20 protein-coding genes and 1 tRNA gene are annotated in these 21,546 nt (G+C 39.8%); 13 read left to right on the top strand and 8 right to left on the bottom strand.

All coding sequences use genetic code 11. The annotated features are described in order from the left end of the window. Positions 1-431: 431 nt before the first annotated feature. Positions 432-516, bottom strand: a tRNA-Leu gene (locus FH976_RS11895). Between the two features lie 204 nt (positions 517-720). Between FH976_RS11895 and FH976_RS11890 the strand changes: the two genes are divergently transcribed. Then, positions 721-1,194 (top strand): RDD family protein, encoded by a 474-nt coding sequence (locus FH976_RS11890; protein WP_194091068.1) that lies wholly within the window; start codon positions 721-723, stop codon positions 1,192-1,194. Between the two features lie 86 nt (positions 1,195-1,280). On the opposite strand, the gene lptG is transcribed toward FH976_RS11890, so the two are convergent. Together lptG and lptF are read right to left on the bottom strand one after the other, a co-directional pair. Next, entirely contained in the window at positions 1,281-2,354 is a 1,074-nt protein-coding gene (lptG, locus tag FH976_RS11885; protein WP_194091067.1) for an LPS export ABC transporter permease LptG, read from the bottom strand. A 2-nt stretch (positions 2,355-2,356) separates the two neighbouring features. Next, positions 2,357-3,457 carry an LPS export ABC transporter permease LptF gene (gene lptF, locus FH976_RS11880; RefSeq protein ID WP_194091066.1) on the bottom strand — a complete coding sequence of 367 codons (1,101 nt, stop codon included), beginning with the start codon at positions 3,455-3,457 and terminating at the stop codon, positions 2,357-2,359. A gap of 249 nt (positions 3,458-3,706) precedes the next feature. Between lptF and pepA the strand changes: the two genes are divergently transcribed. From pepA to FH976_RS11855, 5 genes are all read left to right on the top strand, one after another. Then, positions 3,707-5,224, top strand: a complete 1,518-nt coding sequence (pepA, locus tag FH976_RS11875; RefSeq protein WP_194091065.1) for a leucyl aminopeptidase — start codon at positions 3,707-3,709, stop codon at positions 5,222-5,224. Between the two features lie 118 nt (positions 5,225-5,342). Beyond that, complete coding sequence (locus FH976_RS11870) at positions 5,343-5,792, top strand: DNA polymerase III subunit chi (RefSeq protein WP_194091064.1); 450 nt, start codon at positions 5,343-5,345, stop codon at positions 5,790-5,792. A gap of 122 nt (positions 5,793-5,914) precedes the next feature. Further along, positions 5,915-8,809 (top strand): valine--tRNA ligase, encoded by a 2,895-nt coding sequence (locus tag FH976_RS11865; protein WP_194091063.1) that lies wholly within the window; start codon positions 5,915-5,917, stop codon positions 8,807-8,809. Between the two features lie 241 nt (positions 8,810-9,050). Further along, positions 9,051-9,506 (top strand): DUF2061 domain-containing protein, encoded by a 456-nt coding sequence (locus tag FH976_RS11860; RefSeq protein ID WP_194091062.1) that lies wholly within the window; start codon positions 9,051-9,053, stop codon positions 9,504-9,506. 95 nt (positions 9,507-9,601) lie between these two features. Then, positions 9,602-10,135 (top strand): GNAT family N-acetyltransferase, encoded by a 534-nt coding sequence (locus FH976_RS11855; protein WP_228767427.1) that lies wholly within the window; start codon positions 9,602-9,604, stop codon positions 10,133-10,135. 67 nt (positions 10,136-10,202) lie between these two features. On the opposite strand, the gene FH976_RS11850 is transcribed toward FH976_RS11855, so the two are convergent. After that, entirely contained in the window at positions 10,203-11,009 is an 807-nt protein-coding gene (locus tag FH976_RS11850; RefSeq protein ID WP_194091061.1) for a glycosyl hydrolase 2 galactose-binding domain-containing protein, read from the bottom strand. Positions 11,010-11,121: 112 nt separating this feature from the next. Next, positions 11,122-11,556: a ribonuclease E inhibitor RraB gene (rraB, locus tag FH976_RS11845; RefSeq protein ID WP_228767426.1), complete on the bottom strand. Its 435-nt coding sequence runs from the start codon at positions 11,554-11,556 to the stop codon at positions 11,122-11,124. Positions 11,557-11,710: 154 nt separating this feature from the next. Between rraB and argF the strand changes: the two genes are divergently transcribed. The 6 genes from argF to FH976_RS11815 all read left to right on the top strand — a co-directional run bounded on the left by argF (position 11,711) and on the right by FH976_RS11815 (position 17,198). Further along, positions 11,711-12,715, top strand: a complete 1,005-nt coding sequence (gene argF, locus FH976_RS11840; protein ID WP_194091060.1) for an ornithine carbamoyltransferase — start codon at positions 11,711-11,713, stop codon at positions 12,713-12,715. A gap of 293 nt (positions 12,716-13,008) precedes the next feature. Then, on the top strand, positions 13,009-13,938 hold the full coding sequence (pyrB, locus tag FH976_RS11835; protein ID WP_194091059.1) for an aspartate carbamoyltransferase: 930 nt from the start codon (positions 13,009-13,011) through the stop codon (positions 13,936-13,938). Positions 13,939-13,950: 12 nt separating this feature from the next. Next, positions 13,951-14,412 carry an aspartate carbamoyltransferase regulatory subunit gene (gene pyrI, locus FH976_RS11830; protein ID WP_194091058.1) on the top strand — a complete coding sequence of 154 codons (462 nt, stop codon included), beginning with the start codon at positions 13,951-13,953 and terminating at the stop codon, positions 14,410-14,412. A 63-nt stretch (positions 14,413-14,475) separates the two neighbouring features. Further along, entirely contained in the window at positions 14,476-14,865 is a 390-nt protein-coding gene (locus tag FH976_RS11825) for a RidA family protein (RefSeq protein WP_194091057.1), read from the top strand. A gap of 162 nt (positions 14,866-15,027) precedes the next feature. Beyond that, complete coding sequence (locus tag FH976_RS11820) at positions 15,028-15,513, top strand: hypothetical protein (RefSeq protein ID WP_194091056.1); 486 nt, start codon at positions 15,028-15,030, stop codon at positions 15,511-15,513. Continuing rightward, a complete protein-coding gene (locus FH976_RS11815) occupies positions 15,510-17,198 on the top strand; it encodes a GGDEF domain-containing protein (RefSeq protein ID WP_194091055.1) in 1,689 nt (562 codons plus the stop codon). The genes FH976_RS11820 and FH976_RS11815 overlap by 4 nt, the downstream gene beginning before the upstream one ends. Before the next feature lie 113 nt (positions 17,199-17,311). Here FH976_RS11815 and FH976_RS11810 read toward each other — a convergent pair whose 3' ends face one another. The 3 genes from FH976_RS11810 to FH976_RS11800 form a co-directional block, all read right to left on the bottom strand. Beyond that, positions 17,312-18,841, bottom strand: a complete 1,530-nt coding sequence (locus FH976_RS11810; protein ID WP_194091054.1) for a DHA2 family efflux MFS transporter permease subunit — start codon at positions 18,839-18,841, stop codon at positions 17,312-17,314. A gap of 12 nt (positions 18,842-18,853) precedes the next feature. Then, a complete protein-coding gene (locus tag FH976_RS11805; protein WP_194091053.1) occupies positions 18,854-20,056 on the bottom strand; it encodes an efflux RND transporter periplasmic adaptor subunit in 1,203 nt (400 codons plus the stop codon). Positions 20,057-20,123: 67 nt separating this feature from the next. Then, positions 20,124-20,552 carry a MarR family transcriptional regulator gene (locus tag FH976_RS11800; protein ID WP_194091052.1) on the bottom strand — a complete coding sequence of 143 codons (429 nt, stop codon included), beginning with the start codon at positions 20,550-20,552 and terminating at the stop codon, positions 20,124-20,126. 215 nt (positions 20,553-20,767) lie between these two features. On the opposite strand from FH976_RS11800, the gene FH976_RS11795 reads away from it, so the two are divergent. Next, the coding region (locus tag FH976_RS11795) for a CorA family divalent cation transporter (protein WP_228767425.1) at positions 20,768-21,546 on the top strand (779 nt) is incomplete at its 3' end.

Genomic DNA, 21,546 nt, shown 5'->3' with positions numbered 1-21,546 from the left:
CTTATTGAAGTTAGCAGGTCTATGTGAGGAAACTGACAGGTAAAAGCATAAAATTAGTTAACAACGTATTAACAACGCTAATTCACGGTTAATTTAATCAAAAGCCCTCTAGAACCTAAAAATATCGATGATGAATGTATTCTCAAAAACTAAATGTTAAGAAGAAATACTTATATGACAATTTTGGTTACAAATATAATTTGCACTAAAATATGGAATGAGGGAACAGAATGTTGAGTTGTACCAGAAAAAACAGAACAATCCACACCAAAAGCACCGAAGATAATTTTATCAATGCTCTTGAGTTATAGACTTTTTATCCAGTGATCAGGTTAAGTAGTCTTTTGTGAGTTTTAGGAAAGATTAAAAATAGGACCAATAAATCATAGATATAAAAAAGCCCCGACACTGTCGAGGCTTTTTTAACAATTTGGTAGCGGTAGGCGGACTTGAACCGCCACGCCCGAAGGCAACGGATTTTGAATCCGTCGTGTATACCAATTTCACCATACCGCCATTTTTTACTCTATAGCACGTTAGATTGCTGCTAAGGAGTGGGAAGAATTATACTTATGCGAATACATCGTGCAAGTGTTTAATCTTGAAATTGATTTGATCGCTGATATTTTCATCATAAATAACGACTTTACAGACTTTAGTGCTTTTCAGTTGTCTCGCAAGTAGCTATCCTGCTGATAAATTAAATCATAATAGAGTGCTATGACTTCCCTACCCAATCAGAAATCCGCAGGATTCTTTCGCCGCCTTGGCGCTTTGCTTTACGACACTTTAATTATTATTGCGATTGAAATGATAGCTGTTGGTATTATTATCGCGATTATGGAAGCTTTGGTTTACCTTGGCATTATAGATTATGGTCACTATATCGATGCTAGTGATCTACTTTCCCATCACCCTATTTGGCGTTGGGTTTTCCACGCTTATATTGTGTTAGTTTGGTTTGGTTTCTTTAGTTTCTTTTGGCAAAGAGGACAGACACTTGGTATGCGTGCATGGAAGATAACGGTTATGAACAAAGATGGTAGTACTATCAGCTTTAAACAGTCTTTGATTCGTTTTTGTACGTCATTTCTAGGCTTGGGGAACTTGCTCTCAATTGTGCTACCGAGCAAAAAATCACTGCAAGATATCTGCGCTCAATGTCAGGTAGTGTATTCATCTCAAATTCGTTAAATACCTTCTGAAAAATTAACTCACAGTTAGAGTGATATAAAAAAGGATGCCAAATTGAGGTATCCTTTTTATTGCTTCTAATGCTGCTACAACTTACGCCGCATCAACATAACCGCGACGATTAAGAAGAGAACGCTTGGTGTTAGCGCTCCAATAACTGGAGGGATCCCGTATACCAAACTCATAGGACCAAATACTTCACTGGATATATAGAAAGTAAAACCAGCAACAATACCAGATAGCGTTCTAGCCCCCATAGTCACTGAACGCAACGGGCCAAAGACAAACGATAATGCAAGTAACATCATCACCGCAATGGAAAGAGGTTGAAATACTTTACGCCAAAATGCAAGGTCATAGCGCGATGCATCTTGCTTAGAATCTTTTAAGTATTTAACGTAACTGTACAAGCCGCTTAAAGGTAGCTCTTCAGGTTTAACCGTTACTACCGCTAATTTATCGGGTGTTAATGTCGTCTCCCACTCATAGGTAGGAAGTGTACTTTTAGACAATTGCACATCATTTTCCATACTGGTTATTTGAACGTTTTTCATCACCCAACGATGACCTTGTTCATAATTCACAGTATCGGACACTAGAATGTTTTTGAGATTTTTATTTTGATCAAATTGCCAAATGCTTACGCCACGCAACTCATTCTCGCCATTTACTTGTGCTATATAAATGAAGTTATCACCATCTTTAGCCCACACCCCATCTCTGACAGAGGTAATGCTACCACCAGCAATCGAAAGTGCGCGAGAGTCACGAGCTAATTTTTGTGCTTGTGGTGAACCCCACTGACCTAAAATCATAATCATAATCATCAAAGGCACAGCTGTTTTTAGCACTGAAAGACCAATATCTAATTTCGAAAACCCTGAAGCTTGCATAACCACAAGTTCGGAGCTTGCTGCTAGCATTCCCAAACCAATCAAAGATCCTAACAATGCAGCCATAGGAAAGAACACTTCGATATCACGCGGAATACTGAGCAGAACAAAGTACAGTGCTTCCATTAAATCGTAAGTACCTTTACCCACTTTACGCAGTTGTTCTACATATTTAATAATGGCCGACAAGCCAACTAAGGTCGCTAAACACAAAGAAGAGGTCGCGATAATGGTTCTGCCGATATACCAATCGAGAATTTTAAACACGCTTAACTTCCCTTATTCTTTTTGATTCTGTCTCTAATCTTGCGAACAAAAACACTATCTAAACTATTAAGAATTATACCTACAAGCAGCAGTCCAGCATTAATTGCCCACATTCCTAACCATGGTGGCACAGAGCCATCTTCAATCGCTGACTTCATTGCACTGATCGATAAGAAATACGCTAAATATAATAAAACGGCAGGCCCTAGCTTTGCAAAGCGACCTTGGCGTGGATTGACCGATGATAACGGCACAACTACTAAAGTTAATAATGGGATACATACGATCAAAGTGATCCGCCATTGCAACTCGGCTTTCGCTTCTAAATCTTGATTATGAAGCAGATCAGGCAGTGGAAGAGCTTCCCATTTTCGCTTTTTAATTTTAGCTTCACGCTGACCAATTAGACCTGAATATTCATCATAACTGGTATTCATATAATCCAACGAACCAGGAATACCTTCGTAGCGAACGCCATCTTTAAGTGTCAACATTTGCCTTCCATCGGCAAACTCTTCGGCAACACCAGAGTTAGCAAACATGACACTTGGGCGAGTAGAATCTTTGGTTACAGCTTGTGCAACAAAAACATTGGTGAGCTTTTTATCTTTGATATCATCAACAAATACAACAGCCTCACCATTCGGCGCTCGCTGAAATTGACCTTTTTTCAATAAATCAATGCTGCTGCTGGTAGACAGCTGCTCCATCAGTTGAGTAACTTTTTCTTGGCTCCAAGGTGATAACCACAAAGAGTTGACCAAGCCAATTGCCCCTGTAATTAATGCGAGATACAACGCTGCATGGATAAGAAATTTATTTCCTATTCCTGTAGCATTCATCACGGTAATCTCACTTTCAGCATAAAGACGGCCGAAGGTCAAAAGTATCCCGACATAAATACTCAAAGGCAGCATTAACAGGCCCATTGTGGGCATATTTAAAGCAACAACTTGTAAAATCATGCTGGCAGGAATATCGCCATCAGAGGCTTCAGCAAGCACACTTATGAATTTTTGACTGAAAAATACGAGAAAAAGCACAAAGAAAACGGCTAGCTGGCTTTTGAGTGTCTCGCGGATCAAATATCTAACAATAATCACGCAGTATCACCTATACAAAACTTGTTTTTTTGACGGAATCACTATAGTTTTCCGATGAGTCTATTATTTTTGATCATTTTTAACTATATTATTTGTTAATAATCTTACTTTTATTGAAAAGTAAGATTCTCTATTTTTTTAAGCCAAAGATGGTTTGCTTCATTTTAGAACACTTTTATCAAAAAAAAGTATCTAAAACAGCATTATCCATCATTTGGCTCTATTTGTCTTTAGGATGTAGGAGTACGCATGGAGTTCAGTGTAAAAAGTGGCAGCCCAGAAAAACAACGCAGCGCATGTATCGTTGTCGGTGTTTTTGAGCCACGTCGCCTTTCTCCTGTCGCAGAACAACTTGATAAAATCAGCGACGGCTATATTAGTTCATTATTACGCCGAGGTGACCTCGAAGGTAAACCTGGTCAAATGCTATTGTTGCATCAAGTACCCGGTATTTTATCTGAGCGTGTTCTACTTGTTGGTTGTGGTAAAGAGCGCGAACTTGGTGAACGTCAATACAAAGATATCATCCAAAGAACCATTGGCACCTTGAATGATACCGGCTCAATGGAAGCGGTATGCTTCTTAACTGAGCTACATGTCAAAGGCCGTGATACCTATTGGAAAGTTCGCCAAGCGGTTGAATCAACAAAGGATAGTTTATATACCTTTGATCAGTTCAAGAGTAATAAACCAGAAACTCGCCGACCTTTACGTAAGCTAGTCTTTAATGTGCCAACTCGCCGTGAATTAAACCTTGGCGAAAAAGCAATTTCTCACGGTTTAGCGATTGCATCCGGTGTTAAATCATCAAAAGATCTTGGCAATATGCCGCCTAACGTTGCCAATCCAGCGTATTTAGCGTCCCAAGCTCGTCGCCTTGCCGATGACTTTGAAACCATCACCACTAAAATTATTGGTGAAGAGGAAATGGACAAGCTTGGAATGCACTCTTACCTTGCCGTTGGCCGTGGTTCTCGTAACGAGTCCATGATGTCAATCATGAGCTACAAAGGCAATCCTGATTCTGAAGCTAAACCTATCGTTTTAATTGGTAAAGGTTTAACGTTTGATTCAGGTGGTATTTCATTAAAACCAGGCGAAGCGATGGATGAAATGAAATACGACATGTGTGGCGCCGCTTCTGTTTTTGGCACGATGAAAGCATTGGCAAAGCTAAACCTACCAATAAATGTAGTTGGTGTGTTAGCGGGTTGTGAGAATATGCCTGGAAGTAATGCGTATCGTCCTGGCGATATTCTAACTACCATGTCAGGTCAAACGGTGGAAGTCCTTAATACTGATGCAGAAGGCCGCTTAGTCTTATGTGATGCATTAACTTATGTTGAGCGTTTTGACCCTGATTGCGTAGTCGATGTTGCCACATTAACGGGCGCATGCGTGATCGCACTTGGACACCATATTAGTGGCTTAGTGGCTAACCATAATCCACTGGCGCATGAGTTGATTAATGCATCAGAACAAGCAGGCGATCGCGCATGGCGTATGCCGATGGCAGATGAGTATCAAGAACAATTAAATAGCCCATTTGCCGATATGGCTAATATTGGTGGTCGCCCTGGTGGCACAATTACTGCAGGTTGTTTTTTATCTCGTTTTACTAAAAAGTATAACTGGGCGCATCTTGATATTGCTGGTACCGCATGGAAATCAGGCGCACAAAAAGGCTCAACAGGTCGTCCGGTTTCTTTATTGGTTCAATTCTTACTAAACAAAGCCTCTACTGGCCAAGTTTTATTAGAAGAATAATATATACCCAAAGTAATTGAAGCCGTAAGATAAAACCTATATATCAAAAGGGCCGTTGTGCCCTTTTTTGTATTTTATCTTTGCCGAATTTTTATTTTTGATTAATGAGCTTTGATCTATGAGTATCGCCACCTTTTATCTAATTCCACCAGACTCACCCCAAACGTCAGAAATCGGCCATATTGATTATGTGATTTTTTTGGCACGCCATTTTGCCCAGCAAGGTGCGAAAGTTTACATTAATGCGCAAGATAAAACGCAAGCGGAAACGGTGGATGAATACTTTTGGAAACAACAAACTGAAAATTATCAAGCACATAACTTAGTCGGTGAAGGGCCTAACTTTGGTACTCTGATTGAGATTGGTTACCCAAATAGCAAGTTCAATCGCAACCGACAATTAGTCATCAATCTGAGTAATGATGCGACAACTTTTGCTCAGAGCTTTACACAAGTGGTAGACTTCGTGCCTTGCGAAGAAAAAGCAAAGCAACACGCCCGAGAAAGATATAAAATCTATCGGCAAGCTGGCTTTGAAATGCAAACCATTAATATCAATAACGAATAAGAATTTATAGCGAAACCAACAACCTTTATATAAAAGCCGCCTCTTTATGTTGTTTTCGCTATAACGTTTTACGTTGACATTACCCTTATTTTTCACGCTCACAGTATCGATAAAAGAAGATTATGGAAAAGACATATAACCCAACATCAATTGAACAAGCGCTATATCAGCGTTGGGAAGAAGCTGGTTACTTTAAGCCTCACGGTGACACATCAAAAGAAGCTTATAGCATTGTGATCCCACCACCGAACGTCACTGGTAGTCTACACATGGGTCATGCTTTCCAAGATACCATTATGGATACCTTGATCCGTTGTGAGCGTATGAAAGGCAAAAATACTCTTTGGCAAGTCGGTACCGACCACGCCGGTATCGCGACCCAAATGGTGGTTGAACGTAAAATTTCCGCCGAAGAAAATAAAACCAAACACGATTATGGCCGTGAAGCTTTCATCGACAAAATTTGGGAGTGGAAAGCAGAATCAGGTGGCAACATTACTCGTCAACTCCGTCGCCTTGGCGCATCGGTTGATTGGGATCGCGAACGCTTCACCATGGATGACGGCTTATCAAATGCCACCAAAGAAGTATTTGTTCGCTTATATCAAGACGACCTTATTTACCGTGGCAAACGCTTAGTAAACTGGGATCCAAAATTGCACACCGCGATTTCTGATCTTGAAGTTGAGAACAAAGACAAAAAAGGCTTCATGTGGCACTTCCGCTACCCATTAGCGAATGGCGTAAAAACGGCTGATGGTAAAGATTACATTGTGGTTGCGACGACTCGCCCAGAAACCGTGCTTGGTGATACTGGCGTAGCGGTAAACCCAGAAGATCCTCGTTACCAAGATTTGATTGGCAAAGAGATCTTGCTGCCACTCGTTAATCGTTTAATTCCTATTGTGGCTGATGAACACGCCGATATGGAAAAAGGCACTGGTTGCGTAAAAATCACACCAGCTCATGACTTTAACGATTACGAAGTCGGTAAACGTCATCAACTGCCTATGATCAACATCCTAACGCTTAATGCTGATATCCGTGATAGCGCAGAAGTATTCACCACTACCGGTGAAGCATCTGATGCTTATAACACCGAAATTCCGGCACAATTCCAAGGTATGGAGCGTTTTGCCGCACGTAAAGCCGTAGTCGCTGAACTGGATGCGTTAGGCTTATTAGAAGAAGTAAAAGATCATGATTTAACCGTGCCTTACGGAGATCGTGGTGGCGTAGTTATCGAACCAATGCTAACTGACCAATGGTACGTCCGTACTGCTCCTTTAGCTGCGCCTGCGGTAAAAGCCGTTGAAGATGGTGAAATCCAATTCGTACCAAAACAATATGAAAACATGTACTTTGCGTGGATGCGTGATGTGCAAGATTGGTGTATTTCACGTCAACTTTGGTGGGGGCATCGCATTCCAGCTTGGTATGACAATGATGGCAATGTTTATGTTGGTCGTGACGAAGAAGAAGTTCGTGCGCAAAACAACTTAGCGCCAGTTGTGGTATTGCGCCAAGATGATGACGTGCTTGATACGTGGTTTTCATCGGCATTATGGAGCTTTGGCACCATGGGCTGGCCTGAGAAAACACAAGATCTTTCTACTTTCCACCCAACTGATGTCTTAGTGTCTGGTTTTGACATTATCTTCTTCTGGGTTGCCCGTATGATCATGATGACCATGCACTTTGTAAAAGATGAAAATGGCAAACCACAAGTTCCTTTCAAAACGGTTTACATGACGGGACTTATCCGTGATGAAAACGGCGATAAAATGTCGAAATCAAAAGGCAACGTACTTGATCCAATCGATATGATTGACGGTATTGGCCTTGAAGAATTGGTTGAAAAACGTTGTGGCAACATGATGCAGCCAAAACTGGCGGCTAAAATTGAAAAAGCCACTCGTAAGACATTTGAGAGTGGTATTGAACCATACGGCACCGATGCATTGCGCTTTACGCTTGCAGCCATGGCTTCGACAGGTCGTGACATCAACTGGGATATGAAACGCTTAGAGGGTTATCGTAACTTCTGTAACAAGTTATGGAATGCCAGCCGTTATGTATTGATGAATACCGAAGATCAAGATTGCGGATTTACCGAAGGAAGCAAGATATCTTATTCTCTTGCCGATCGTTGGATTGAATCTCAGTTCGAACTCGCAGCAAAAGACTTCAATGCGCATATCGACAATTTCCGTTTAGATATGGCGGCTAACACGCTTTATGAGTTCATCTGGAACCAATTCTGTGACTGGTATTTAGAGCTAACTAAACCAATCCTATGGAAAGGCACTGAAGATCAACAACGCGCGACTCGCCGCACTTTGATCACTGTTCTTGAGAAAACGCTGCGTCTTGCACATCCTGTTATACCATTCATTACCGAATCAATCTGGCAAAGTGTAAAACCGCTTGTTTATAATAAAACAGAGCTTGAAGGCGTTGAAGGTGACACCATTATGACCCAGGCATTGCCTCAGTTTAATGCGAATAACCTAGATGAAACTGCGGTTGCGGATATCGAGTGGGTGAAACAATTTATCACTTGTATTCGTAACCTACGCGCTGAATACGATATCGCGCCAAGTGCGCCTTTATCTGTCATGCTAAAAGCTGGTGCAGCGGACACCGCTCGCTTGCAAGCCAACATGAACGTACTGACTTCTCTGGCTAAATTAGAAGAGATTAAAATACTTTCTGCAGATGAAACTCAAGTTGATGGCAAAGACATTCCAGCTTGTGCGACATCACAAGTGGGCAAATCTACGCTAATGATCCCAATGGCGGGTCTTATCGACAAAGATGCTGAGTTGGCTCGTTTAGATAAAGAGTCGGTTCGAATTCAAGGCGAGATCAAACGTATTGAAGGTAAGCTAAATAATCAAGGTTTCGTTGCAAAAGCGCCAGAAGCTGTCGTAATAGCAGAGCGCGGTAAACTTGAAGGTTACCAAGAAACCTTGGTGAAACTAGAAGAACAAAAAGCAACTATTGCTGCATTGTAATAGCTTACTTATTGATAAAGTCGTATTTATCGTTCCTCGATAAACCGCAAAAATAAACAAGGTCAGCCATTAGGTTGACCTTTTTATTTTTAACTCCCCCCTTTAGGAAAAAGAGGTAAGCTTTATCCAGTTAGTTTTTAAAAGCTAAAGCCTATCAATAAAATAGACAACCCCATTTGATAATAGTTATCATTTAGATTATATTGTTTTCATCAGCTTAGAAATGACTCGGAGAAAGCTCATGAAAAAAACACTCACCTTTGCAGTTTTACATTTCAGCGTTGCGTTTACTTTAGCCTACTTGCTTACAGGCGATATTATTTTGGGCAGCTTAATCGCAATGACTGAACCTATGGTAAACACCGTAGCTTTCTATTTTCATGACAAAGTATGGCAACGAAATAAACTATTAAAAATTGCATTACAGGCACCTTCAAAGAAAACGATGAGCTTCGCTGTATTACACTTTAGTGTTGCATTTTTAGTTACTTACTTATTAACTGGCGATGCTTTTCTTGGCGGGTTAATGGCAATTATCGAACCAAGCGTTAATACTGTTGTCTTTTATTTCCATGAGCGCTTCTGGCAACGTAAACAAAATATCCAGTTTACTTTGTTGTGCCATCATCACGATTTAAAGCAACATAGCCAAGAATTATCAGAAACGCCGTTAGAAAAGAGTACATTATCGGCTTAAATTTGCCCTGACTCTCTCCAATCAATAGTCTGCTAGCTCAATGAGTCATATCATTGAGCTTTTTTATACCAACGACTTGTTCTATAAAGTTGAGCATGCTATTAAATATCTCCCATTTTATTAATATAACTCTCAATATGCATTCCGTTTTCCATATCCGTACGATTCAACCCCAAGACAATAGTGCTATTGCCCAAGTGATTCGAGATGTCTCCGCCGAGCATGGTCTAACAACAGACAAAGGTTATAGCGTGGCCGACCCCGCTTTAGATACTTTATGTGAAGTATACGCTGCGGCTCAATCTCAATATTGGGTATTAGTTGATATTAACGATAATGTTGTTGGCGGCGCAGGGATCGCTCCCTTAGCTGGAAAACCTGAGGTATGTGAATTACAAAAAATGTACATATTGCCACAAGCACGTAAGCAAGGCTTTGCTCGGAAGTTAATCGAAATATGTTTTAAAGAAGCGAGAGTGCTGGGATTTGAGCAATGCTATTTAGAATCGACCGCCGAGCTTAAAGCGGCATTGACCTTATATGAGAAATTGGGCTTTGAACATTTAGAAAGTGCATGGGGAAATACAGGGCATGGTGATTGTGAAGTGGTGATGGTTAAAGCTTTGTAAAGGTCAAATGGGCACGATACTCAGACGTGCCTCAATTCCCGAAACTCTGTTTTTTAATCTTTGCCATTCAAAGTGGATAATGACTGACGCACTGCTTTTCCGATAACGCAATGTCGAATGGGAAATGATACCCATCTAAATGGACAAAAAGCTGAGTGGTTCCTGATAGCACAGACCGACCATCTTTTGATAACAATGCTTGCTTTGGCGCATCTATCTGGAAAATAGCGGTGACATGATCGCTGCGAATGTCTAAGGGCACGGTATATGTCATACCGTTGTATTTAATATCTGCCGAAACTAAACCTGGTTTAAGCGTATGATAATACACATCAACTTTTAACTCACAGCCTCCTCCATGATGCCAGATCTGCTCGGTCGTAACATGTTGTAAGCGTACACTACGAATCAAACGTAAAAACGGTGCTTGCTTAATACCTATTGCTTGGTCGGTTAGCTCGACTTGCTGATGATCCAAATAGCAAATCACATCTTGCTCATCAATCAACCAATCCTCGTCTTGGTCTAAAAACAGAATTTCAATCCGATTTCTACCAAGGTTAAGATACTCTTTTATGTCTTTTTGGTAACGATATTGGCTACCATCACAATCATAAACGGCAACACCACCAACTCGAATTTCTGCATAATGATTAATGCCTTCAATCACTAAATCAATAGCCGCCAAACCTAACATGGCTTCATCAACCTCAATGTCGTGCATCAAATGCCACTCTTGGGTAGCAATATCAGTTTCAGATAAAGATTGAGGTAAAACAGATTTCAATGCCGATGGAAACTCAATATCTGCTTGTGGAATAGTTAAATCCGTTAGCGGTGAAAGCTGCCAAAGGCCAGTAAGCGGCTGATGCATAATCGTCTCTATACCCTATCATCGTTGATGACTATTTTATTAATACTACACTAAAAATAGTATAAAAAAAGCCAGCAACAAGGCTGGCTAATTGAGTGTTTTGCAAACAATATTATTCGGCGTCGTAGTCGTCATTTTCTTCATCATAGATTGCATCTTCACCTTCGTAAAAAGTGCCCCATCCATCATAAATAATGTCGTATTTTTCAGCTAAATCAACTAACTTTGAAACTTGCTCATCAATCAAAAGTGGGTCTAAAGCCGATTGCATAATCGCATCGCAACATAATACTTTCTGCCCATCTTCGTCTTCGGTTTCTTCCGCTTCTAAAACCTCAAAACCCATTTTAAAGGCTTCAATAACGGCTTCTTGTAACACTTCAAGATCTTCGGCAAACAAGTGATGTTCGATATCGTATAAAGCATCTGGATCACTGCCATCTTCAATCAATGCTGCGATAATGTCGCGGGTTTCTTCTTTTTGAAATTCAATCAGCTCTTCAACTGATAAGTAATCATCTTGCATAGATTGATCATTGTTAGTCATGACAGTGCTCCAATATGGGCTAAATTCAGAAAGCGTATTTTGCCATGAAACACCATTGGAAGGTATGTAAAAATACAATCAAATAAAAATTCACTTTAATAGCATTTTTATGTATAAATACTCTTTGCTTTATTTATTGAATAGGGACGTCATTATGGCTTTCAATCTTCGCAATCGTAATTTTCTTAAACTATTAGACTTCACTCCAAAAGAGATCCAATTTCTGTTGGATCTTTCTGCTGACTTAAAAAAAACCAAATACGCAGGGAGTGAACGAAAAACATTAGTCGGAAAAAATATTGCTTTGATTTTTGAAAAGCCATCGACTCGTACTCGCTGTGCATTTGAAGTGGCCGCTTTTGATCAAGGTGCACAAGTCTCTTACCTAGGGCCATCTGGATCACAAATTGGTCATAAGGAATCAATGAAGGATACCGCACGCGTCTTAGGCCGCATGTATGACGGTATTGAATATCGTGGTTATGGACAGGCCATTGTCGAAGAGTTAGGCCAACATGCTGGTGTTCCGGTTTGGAATGGTCTTACCGATGAATTTCACCCAACTCAAATTCTAGCTGACTTCTTAACGATGCAAGAATTTAGTCGTGGTAAACAACTGCATGAATTATCTTTTGCTTACCTTGGTGATGCCCGCAATAACATGGGTAACTCACTGATGGTCGGTGCGGCAAAAATGGGGATGGATATTCGTCTTGTTGCTCCAAAGGCATTTTGGCCAGAAGAAACACTTGTCGCTCAATGCCAAGCCATCGCCAAACTAACCGGAGCCAATATTACCTTAACCGAAGATGTTGCAAGTGGTGTGAAAGGCTGTGATTTTCTTTATACCGACGTGTGGGTGTCAATGGGTGAAGCGGCGCAAGCATGGGATGAACGCGTCGCATTAATGAAACCCTATCAAATTAATTCTGACGTGATGAAAGCTACCGGCAACCCTTTAGTCAAATTTATGCACTGCCTACCTGCTTTTCATAATGATGAAACTACGGTTGGGAAAGAAGTCGCAGACAAATACGATATGAAAGGCTTAGAAGTCACCGAAGAAGTCTTTGAATCTAGGCACTCGATTGTTTTTGATCAAGCAGAAAACCGTATGCATACGATTAAAGCGATTATGGTGGCGACGTTAGGCAATTAAGTCATTCTTCGATTAGCTCACTTAACGCGGTGTATTTGAGCAGCATCAAGCCATTAGGTATTTGAGTAGCAAACGCTTGCGCTAAAAAAGATAGTGCGTATAATTTTCCCCAACCAATGAGAGGGAAGATAAAATGCCGCAGCAAGGTAAAATTACCGTGTTATGTTACGAGCTCACTAGCTTGTATGGCTTCATTATTCGATCTTTCCACTCATAAAAAACCTCCTTCTATCGGAGGTTTTTTTGTATCTGTATAATCTGTATTTCTGGCTGATATTCGTTAAGGAACCCGCATGGCAAACTCGCTCTATCAAAAACACATCATTTCCATTCCTGAACTTTCTCGTGAGGAAATGGAGTTAATCATTCAAACGGCTGCGAAAATCAAAGCTGAGCCTCAACCAGAATTGATTAAAGGAAAAGTGGTCGCGAGTTGTTTTTTTGAACCATCGACCCGAACGCGTCTCTCTTTTGAAACCGCGATTCAACGTATCGGCGGCAGTGTAATTGGTTTTGATAATGCGGGTAACACTTCACATGCTAACAAGGGTGAAACACTCGCCGATTCGATTCAGATTATTTCATCATATGTTGACGCCTTTGTGATGCGTCATCCACAAGAAGGCGCGGCACGTTTAGCTTCGGAGTTTTCAAATGGCACCCCTATCATCAATGCTGGAGATGGTTCAAACCAACATCCAACGCAAACCTTGCTCGACTTGTACACCATTTATGAAACTCAAGGAACGCTTGATGGAATTAGCATCGCGTTTGTTGGCGACCTTAAATATGGTCGTACCGTACACTCATTGACTCAAGCATTAGCCAAATTTAATAACGTACGGTTTTATTTTATTGCACCAGAAGCGTTAGCTATGCCAGATTATATTTGCGAAGAGTTGGACGATGCTGGCATTACTTACAGCTTACACAGCGAAGTTGAAAGCGTAATGGAAAACTTAGATATTTTATATATGACGCGAGTACAAAAAGAACGCTTTGATGAATCTGAATATGCACACATTAAATCAGCTTTTGTCTTAACTGCTGCATCACTAAAAGAAGCCAAAGATAACTTAAAAGTACTGCATCCACTTCCTCGGGTTGACGAAATTACCGTAGATGTCGATAAGACTCCCCATGCTTATTACTTCCAACAAGCTGAAAATGGTGTGTATGCGCGTACCGCTCTGTTAGCTCTTGTTCTTAATTCAGAATTATAAAAGGAGATCATCATGTCTAAACAAAACCAACTGCAAGTTGAAGCAATTAAAAACGGTACCGTGATTGATCATATTCCAGCCCATGTAGGCGTTAAAGTTCTGCGACTTTTTAATATGCATAATTCGAATGAGCGTGTCACGATTGGTCTAAACCTGCCATCTTCGGCGCTCGGAGCAAAAGATTTATTAAAAGTTGAGAACACATTTATCAGCGAAGAACAAGCACAAAAGCTGGCTTTGTATGCCCCCAAAGCAACCGTTAATCAAATTGAGAACTATGCCGTTGTAAAAAAACTAGAACTGACGCTGCCTAAACAAGTCGTGGATGTATTTAGTTGCGCCAACAGTAATTGCATCACTCATAACGAACCGGTATCAAGCAGCTTTAGCGTGACAGAAAAAAATGATGTGATTCGTTTGAAATGTAAATATTGTGAAAAAAGCTTCTCACGCGACATCATGACAGAAAGGTAGTTTAATCGTACACACTGATTAGTTATGATGAATGCCTAACTCAATATAAAAATGGATATGATAATGACAAAAGTTCTACATACAGACGCAGCCCCTGCGGCAATTGGCCCTTATGTTCAAGGTGTTGATCTTGGTAATATGGTGATGACTTCAGGTCAGATCCCAGTGAACCCTGTTACAGGTGAAGTATCAAGTGATATAAAAGAGCAAGCACGCCAATCTCTTGATAACGTAAAAGCTGTCGTTGAATCATCAGGTTTAACGGTTTCAGATATTGTAAAGATGACCGTATTCGTTAAAGATTTAAATGATTTTGTTGCGGTTAACGAAGTTTATGGTGCTTTCTTTGATGAGCATAACGTCGCTAATTACCCAGCTCGTTCATGTGTTGAAGTGGCTCGCCTACCAAAAGATGTTGGTATTGAAATTGAAGCCATTGCGGTTCGAAACTAATCGGTAGCACTCACTAAAACATCTTTAATTAGCCAGTGTTCAAGAAAAGAAACAGCAATTTATATAAAATTCTGTTTCTTTTTAAACCAATTCATTAATAGCAACCATTGTCAGAGTAATGTTAGAATAAAATATAAAGTCTCAGCAAACTTGGCAATATTCATGAAATCATCAATAAAATTCTATTGTTATTTGGTAATAGGATTGATAACTATTCTTTTTTCTTTCCATTCTCAAGCAGAAATATTGTTAACTCTGGAATCGAACTCTGGGTATCGTCAAGTATTCAGCCGTGAAGAATTAGAATCCTTACCTCAAGAGAGCTTTACTACCTCAACGCCTTGGACAAAGAATATTCATACTTATCAAGGCCCCAGACTTAGCTTAATCACGGATAACTTCCTTCAACCTTTTAAATCGATTAAAGTTTATGGCATTAATGGTTATGCCTATGATATTAAAGAGAAAGTGTTAAAAAAATACCCTTTTATTTTGGCTATGAAACAAGATGGAAAAAGAATGGCTTTGCGTAACAAAGGTCCTCTTTGGGTATTATTACCTTTTAATCAATATCCTAAAGTAGATTCTAAAGATGAAATGTTGAATAAATTTGTTTGGCAAGTAAATAGGATTAAGGCCCAGCAATGATCCAATTACGTTTATCTAAACAGCATATTATCAATATTATTTTCCTTGCTCTCCTTGCTCTATTTACTGCTAGTTTGTTATGGAGCAGTTATTTACAAAAAGAAAATGAAAATAATATCGATACATTTTATCGTTCTACGAGTTGGTATTCGAATCGTATATTATATCAATCCGAAACCTTTCTATATCAAGCACGCTTATATCAACTTAATGGTGTAGAGCTAGCTGAATTATCTCAAAGCTACGACTTACTTTGGAACCGATTGGATATTTTTTTAGAATCTGATGAAACCGAGATATTAAGGGCTAACCATCCAGACGTAGAGCAAGGTGTTGCTAATTTATTTAATACCATCAAAACAATGGATGAAGATCTCATTCACCCAGAGCAACTACAAAAGGCTGCATTTCAGCAGAAAATACTACAAACAAAAGCTAACTTATTGGTTTTAAATTATGCATTAAGCCAAGTATTAAGTGGAACCATTAGCCAAGGAGTTCGCAGCAATAACGATCTTATGCAGTTTTGGCAACTCATTATGTTTATCATTAGCTTATTACTAGTCACTGCGTTATTAAGGACAACACAACGATCTTCGAATCTAGCAAAGCAGGATCCTCTAACCAAGCTAGGGAATCGTCGAGCTCTAGATCAATACCTACAACAAAAATTAAGTAAAAATCATCCAATTTCTGTGGCGGCAATAGATTTAAAACGCTTTAAACTGATTAATGATGAAATCGGTTATCACGTTGGTGATCGGGTGCTCATTTCATTTGCAGAGAAACTTTCTCAATATAAAGATGCTGTCGCTTTTCGTCTAGGTGGCGATGAGTTTGTTTTAGCCGGCCCCTATTCAGGCGATCTTGAAACGCTTAAAGCATGGGGGCAAAAAATAAAACAACAATTAAGTTTTGATTTCCAATCGCGTGAACGTAGCTTTCCTGTCTCTATACGATTGGGGATTGCCTTTAGTGATACACAAAATCAACTAAACGCAGAGGAATTACTAGCTCAAGCCATACAATCCCTCAACGAAACAAAACAGCCCACGGCGAGTGATTGTGTTTTATATCCAGAAACCATATCACGCTACAATAATAACCTGGTGAGATTACAACAGATTACGCATTGGCTAGAAGATGATAATAGGCTTTCTCCTCTGAACATCAATCTTGAGCCTCTTTATCGTCAACCCGACAATCAACCAGAAGTCATGTTGTTGAATTTAACTTGGAGGCAAGACGAATCCATTTGTTCACTCGATTGGTTGGCAGAACAGCGGCTCTACCTACAAGTGCTGCCTAAAGTTTTAGAGCAAAGCTGCCAACAAACCTCACTGCCCGTTTTACTGAAACTGAAAACCTCACATCAGATAGGACAATTATTACAAACGAAAGTGTACGATTTACAACAACAGCAGAAAGTATTATTTGGCTTACCAAGTCTCGTTGGTGTGACGAGTCATCAAATCAACTTATTACAGCAGCATCAGATAAAGATAGCACTTGAACGAATAAACAGCGGTGAAGAACCAAACTATAAGGCATTAGAACAAATATGTTATTGGGTTCCTAAAGGGCTACCCGATTCTGAGCAGAAAAAAGAGGCTTTGTTTCAGTTAGCGAATGCTTTTAATCAAGTGACTTTATTACCTTTAGCGTTAGCCGAGCTATCAAAATAAAGGCGCTATTTTCATCTTTGATAAAAAGGCGTTACTCGCAAAATGAAATGATCTCATAAAGCGAATTGCGCCTTTATCTCCTATTAAGAAGATCAATTAATATTATCTACTATTTAATGTCCTGCCGGTGGTGCTGCCGGACCTGATTTTATAAAGGGCCCTTTAGCGAACCACACAAATACAATCAAAATTAAGAATAGCCAACCTAACAAGTAAAAATAATCAATGGTTGAATTCATAAATGATTGCGTAGTAATGATATGATCAACTGCGGCAAAGTTAGCTTGAGTCTGCCCTCCCATGTGATTCAAATATTCCACAGAAGCAGGTTCATAATTGCTGACATGTTCCGTCAAAGTTGCATGATGAAAATCAGCACGACGATGCCATATCCAAGTTGTTAACGATGATGCAAAGCTCCCGCCGAGTACACGTAAGAATGTCGTTAAACCTGAGGCTTCCGCAATATCTTGACCATTCATATTTGATAAGAAAATCGTCGTCAATGGCATAAACATAAATGCAATACCAACCCCCATATACAGTTGTACCAAAGCGATGGTTTCAAAATCAACAAAAGTATTAAATTCAGCACGCATAAAGCATGAGGTACCAATAACTACAAAAGATATTGTAGCTAAGACTCGCATATCAGCTTTATGGGCATACTTTCCAATAAATGGTGTTAAGAAGAACGGTAAGATCCCCATAGGAGCGGAGGCAAGACCTGCCCAGATCGAGGTATATCCCATATAAATTTGTAACCACTGCGGTAAAATAATGTTAATAGCAAAGAATGCTGCGTAGCTCAGTACTAACGCTAAAGTCCCAAAGGTATAGTTTCTATCTCTAAATAGATAAAGATTCACGATAGGATGTTTTTCGGTCAACTCCCAAATCACAAATGAGATAAGTGCAATCACAGAGATAATGGTCATTACTACAATTTTAGTCGAGGCAAACCAATCCGCATCATTACCTAAATCAAGCACAATTTGAAGTAAGCCAACCCCAACCACTAGCAAAGCGATTCCCATAAAATCAATTGGCATTTTAGTGATGATATCAGCGCGATCTTTTAGTTGTCGCCATACTGCTGTACAACAAAATATACCGATGGGAATATTAATAAAAAAGATCCAAGGCCATGAATAATTATCCGTGATCCAACCACCGGTTATCGGCCCAACAATCGGTGCAACTACCGTCACCATTGAAATTAAAGCTAATGCCGTTCCGCGCTTAACCGATGGAAATATAGCGAGTAATAGCGTCTGACACATGGGGAACATAGGGCCAGCAAAGAAGCCTTGCAACGCACGAAATGCAATGAGTTCAGGCATGCTAGTCGCTAAACCACACAATAATGAGGTTAAAGTAAACAAAGATACCGATACGATAAACAGCCGTAACTGCCCAATACGACGAGAAAACCACCCCGTCAACGGCAGCGCAATAGCATTACAAACGGCAAACGATGTAATAACCCAAGTACTTTGCTCTGAACTTACTCCTAGGCTACCTGCAATCGTTGGTAAGGCAACATTGGCAATCGTACTATCTAATACTTGCATAAAAGTAGCCAGTGCTAACCCTATTGTGGCTAGCACCAAGCTTGGCGGTGTATAGGTTTGATCGTTCATAAGATCCCCGACCTACTTAGCAAGCTGTTCTTGAGTTGCTTCCTCTGAAAAGCCGAGATTGTCATGCAAGATTTTCGCCACTAACTTATCAACTTGCGATAAAGCATTGGTGTAAACATCCGTGCTATAACGAGCCTCAGTTTTTGGCTTAACCGCTAATAACTTACCATCAGTATCTTTAATATTAATCGTTGCCAGCATGGATAAACCAATACGTAGTGGATATTTATCTTGATTTTCATCATCTAAACGTATCTTAACTGGTAGACGTTGAACAATTTTAATCCAGTTGCCACTGGCATTTTGAGCAGGCAATAGTGAGAACGCACTGCCAGTGCCAATTCCTAAACTTTCCACCTCACCTTTATATTCAACCTCATCGCCATATAAGTCAGCAGTTAAGGTGACAGGCTGACCAATACGCATATCTTTCATTTGGCTTTCTTTAAAATTTGCATCAACCCACACTTGGTGAAGCGGTACAATCGCCATTAATGAGGATCCAGGTTGAACTCGGCTTCCTAACTGAACTGAACGCTTTGCAACATAACCACTAACAGGCGCCACAATTTTACTACGAATATTGGCTAAGTAGCTTTGACGTAATTCAGCTACTGCCCCTTTAATTCCTGGGTGTGTTTCAAGCACGGTGTTATCCACCAATGCTAAACTCATTTTTAACGCTTCTCGTGAGGCCTCTAAATCACTACGAGTCGATTCAACTGCATCTTGGTAATGATTGAGATCTTCTTTCGAAATAGCGCCTTTCTTGACTAAATTTTTACGACGATTGTAATCATTAATAGCCTGACGATATTGCACCTTACTCGCTTCAACTTTAGCTTTAAAGTTATGGACAGTTACGTACATACTGCGAACTTCACGCACTTTTGATCCCAATTTAGCCTCTGCTGCTTGCAGTGCAATTTGGGTATCATTCGAGTCAAGCTCAACCAATACTTGGCCTTTTTCAACGAAGTCACCTTCATCTGGTACGACGGTGGTTACTGTGCCAGCAATCTCAGGAGAAAGCATCACCAGGTTTCCACTCACATAAGCATCATCCGTTTCTTCATAGAACTTCAAATAGGTTACATAATAAAGATACCCACCGACGGCTAGTATGATCAGAATAATAAAAAAGATGGCAAAAGAAGCCTTACGCTTACTTTTAGGTTTATCGGCAACATTATTGTTTTTTTCTTGTGTGTCCATGATTCAACCATTAAAAAGAGTAATAAAAGGGGGATTATTTCATATCAATATTTGATTAATTATAGCTTTATGATGGCAGCATTCGCGTTAATAAACCCAGTAATTGTTCAATCTCTTCAGAACTGAGATCCCCAGTTAATGTCGGTCCAACATGAGTCGCAATAATTTCAAGGCATTGTTCAAGGATCCCAATACCAAGAACAGTCAGACTTAACAATACGCCACGTTTATCATTTGGATTAGGTTGCTTTTCAATTAATGACTTTTTGACTAGGCGTTCAACCATTCTGGTCATTGAACCACAATCAATTGATAAAGCTTTGCTGATTTCTGCTGGGGAATAAATCCCTTCAACTTCAATAACAGCCAAAACCTTAAATTGAGCGGGTGTAATATCAATCGTAGATAAGTGCGTACTAAGAAGGCGATCTTTATGCTGATTCACTAAATGGATCATTCTCCCAATAGGCATAGTTCCTACATAGGCGCTATTCATTTTATCAATACCTCATCAATATATTTGCCTAGGCAATAAAATGTTGCGCGATATTACTGCCTAGGCAAGTATACTGTCAATAAATATTTCAAAATGTAACAAGCATGTAAAATAATCCAAGCTATTCACTATAGACTTAATTAGAATGCTCCCACGATAAAGCATGGGTGGATTAGACATGCTGCAAAATATTCTTCATACAGGAGTTCTACTTGATGCGATTCTTTCAAATAGATCATGGTTTCATTCGTGAAATTTCAACCGATAATAATACCGAGCACTTACCATTAATCGAACAAGCTGATTGGATTGATGTGAGAGAGCCCAGTGATGAAGAGCGAAAGCTACTGTCTAAATCACTCGGAATTGAACTACCAAATAGTGGTGATGTTGGAGAAATAGAAGCTTCATCACGATATTTTGTCGATAATGAAGGGCTGCATGTTCATTCATTATTTATTTCACCAACAGAAGGTCGACATACGACCGTCAACATCGCTTTTATTTTGCAAGATGATAGGCTTGTAACCATCAGAGAAGGAAGTATTGCTGATTTTAGATTATTACGTTTACGCGCTCGTAAAGGTCAAGTCAGCTGTGAAAATGTACAATCATTATTCATTACCATTCTTGAGCAAAAAATTGAAAACCATGCCGATACTTTGGAAGATATCCACTTTCAGTTAGAAAAAGTGAGTCATACCGTACTCGAAGATCCAGAAGCTAATTTAGAAGAATGCATCAGTCGTCTGGCAAAGTTGGAAGACAGTAATGGTAAAATTCGGTTATGTTTGATGGATACTCAGCGTATTATCTCATTTCTACTGCGTAATCTAGAGTCAACACCAGAACAACTGGAACGATTACGGGAAATCGGGCGTGATATCGAGACTCTTATGTCTCATGCAACATTCCTATTTGAGAAAATCAATTTTTTAATGGATTCCACACAAGGCTTCATTAATATCGAACAAAATAAAATCATCAAAATATT

The sequence above is a fragment of the Vibrio hibernica genome, from assembly GCF_015223435.1.
GTDB lineage: Bacteria > Pseudomonadota > Gammaproteobacteria > Enterobacterales > Vibrionaceae > Vibrio > Vibrio hibernica.
This window is presented reverse-complemented; position numbering and strand designations above follow the sequence as displayed.

What these genes read in the sequence shown, in the direction of transcription:
- FH976_RS11815 (WP_194091055.1), top strand. Translation starts at nt 15,510, where the DNA reads ATGATCCAATTACGTTTATCTAAACAGCATATTATCAATATTATTTTC.
- argF (WP_194091060.1), top strand. Translation starts at nt 11,711, where the DNA reads ATGGCTTTCAATCTTCGCAATCGTAATTTTCTTAAACTATTAGACTTC.
- pyrI (WP_194091058.1), top strand. Translation starts at nt 13,951, where the DNA reads ATGTCTAAACAAAACCAACTGCAAGTTGAAGCAATTAAAAACGGTACC.
- pyrB (WP_194091059.1), top strand. Translation starts at nt 13,009, where the DNA reads ATGGCAAACTCGCTCTATCAAAAACACATCATTTCCATTCCTGAACTT.
- pepA (WP_194091065.1), top strand. Translation starts at nt 3,707, where the DNA reads ATGGAGTTCAGTGTAAAAAGTGGCAGCCCAGAAAAACAACGCAGCGCA.
- FH976_RS11825 (WP_194091057.1), top strand. Translation starts at nt 14,476, where the DNA reads ATGACAAAAGTTCTACATACAGACGCAGCCCCTGCGGCAATTGGCCCT.
- FH976_RS11805 (WP_194091053.1), bottom strand. Translation starts at nt 20,056, where the DNA reads ATGGACACACAAGAAAAAAACAATAATGTTGCCGATAAACCTAAAAGT.
- FH976_RS11890 (WP_194091068.1), top strand. Translation starts at nt 721, where the DNA reads ATGACTTCCCTACCCAATCAGAAATCCGCAGGATTCTTTCGCCGCCTT.
- FH976_RS11800 (WP_194091052.1), bottom strand. Translation starts at nt 20,552, where the DNA reads ATGAATAGCGCCTATGTAGGAACTATGCCTATTGGGAGAATGATCCAT.
- FH976_RS11810 (WP_194091054.1), bottom strand. Translation starts at nt 18,841, where the DNA reads ATGAACGATCAAACCTATACACCGCCAAGCTTGGTGCTAGCCACAATA.
- FH976_RS11860 (WP_194091062.1), top strand. Translation starts at nt 9,051, where the DNA reads ATGAAAAAAACACTCACCTTTGCAGTTTTACATTTCAGCGTTGCGTTT.
- FH976_RS11820 (WP_194091056.1), top strand. Translation starts at nt 15,028, where the DNA reads ATGAAATCATCAATAAAATTCTATTGTTATTTGGTAATAGGATTGATA.
- rraB (WP_228767426.1), bottom strand. Translation starts at nt 11,556, where the DNA reads ATGACTAACAATGATCAATCTATGCAAGATGATTACTTATCAGTTGAA.
- FH976_RS11855 (WP_228767427.1), top strand. Translation starts at nt 9,602, where the DNA reads ATGCTATTAAATATCTCCCATTTTATTAATATAACTCTCAATATGCAT.
- FH976_RS11850 (WP_194091061.1), bottom strand. Translation starts at nt 11,009, where the DNA reads ATGCATCAGCCGCTTACTGGCCTTTGGCAGCTTTCACCGCTAACGGAT.
- FH976_RS11870 (WP_194091064.1), top strand. Translation starts at nt 5,343, where the DNA reads ATGAGTATCGCCACCTTTTATCTAATTCCACCAGACTCACCCCAAACG.
- FH976_RS11865 (WP_194091063.1), top strand. Translation starts at nt 5,915, where the DNA reads ATGGAAAAGACATATAACCCAACATCAATTGAACAAGCGCTATATCAG.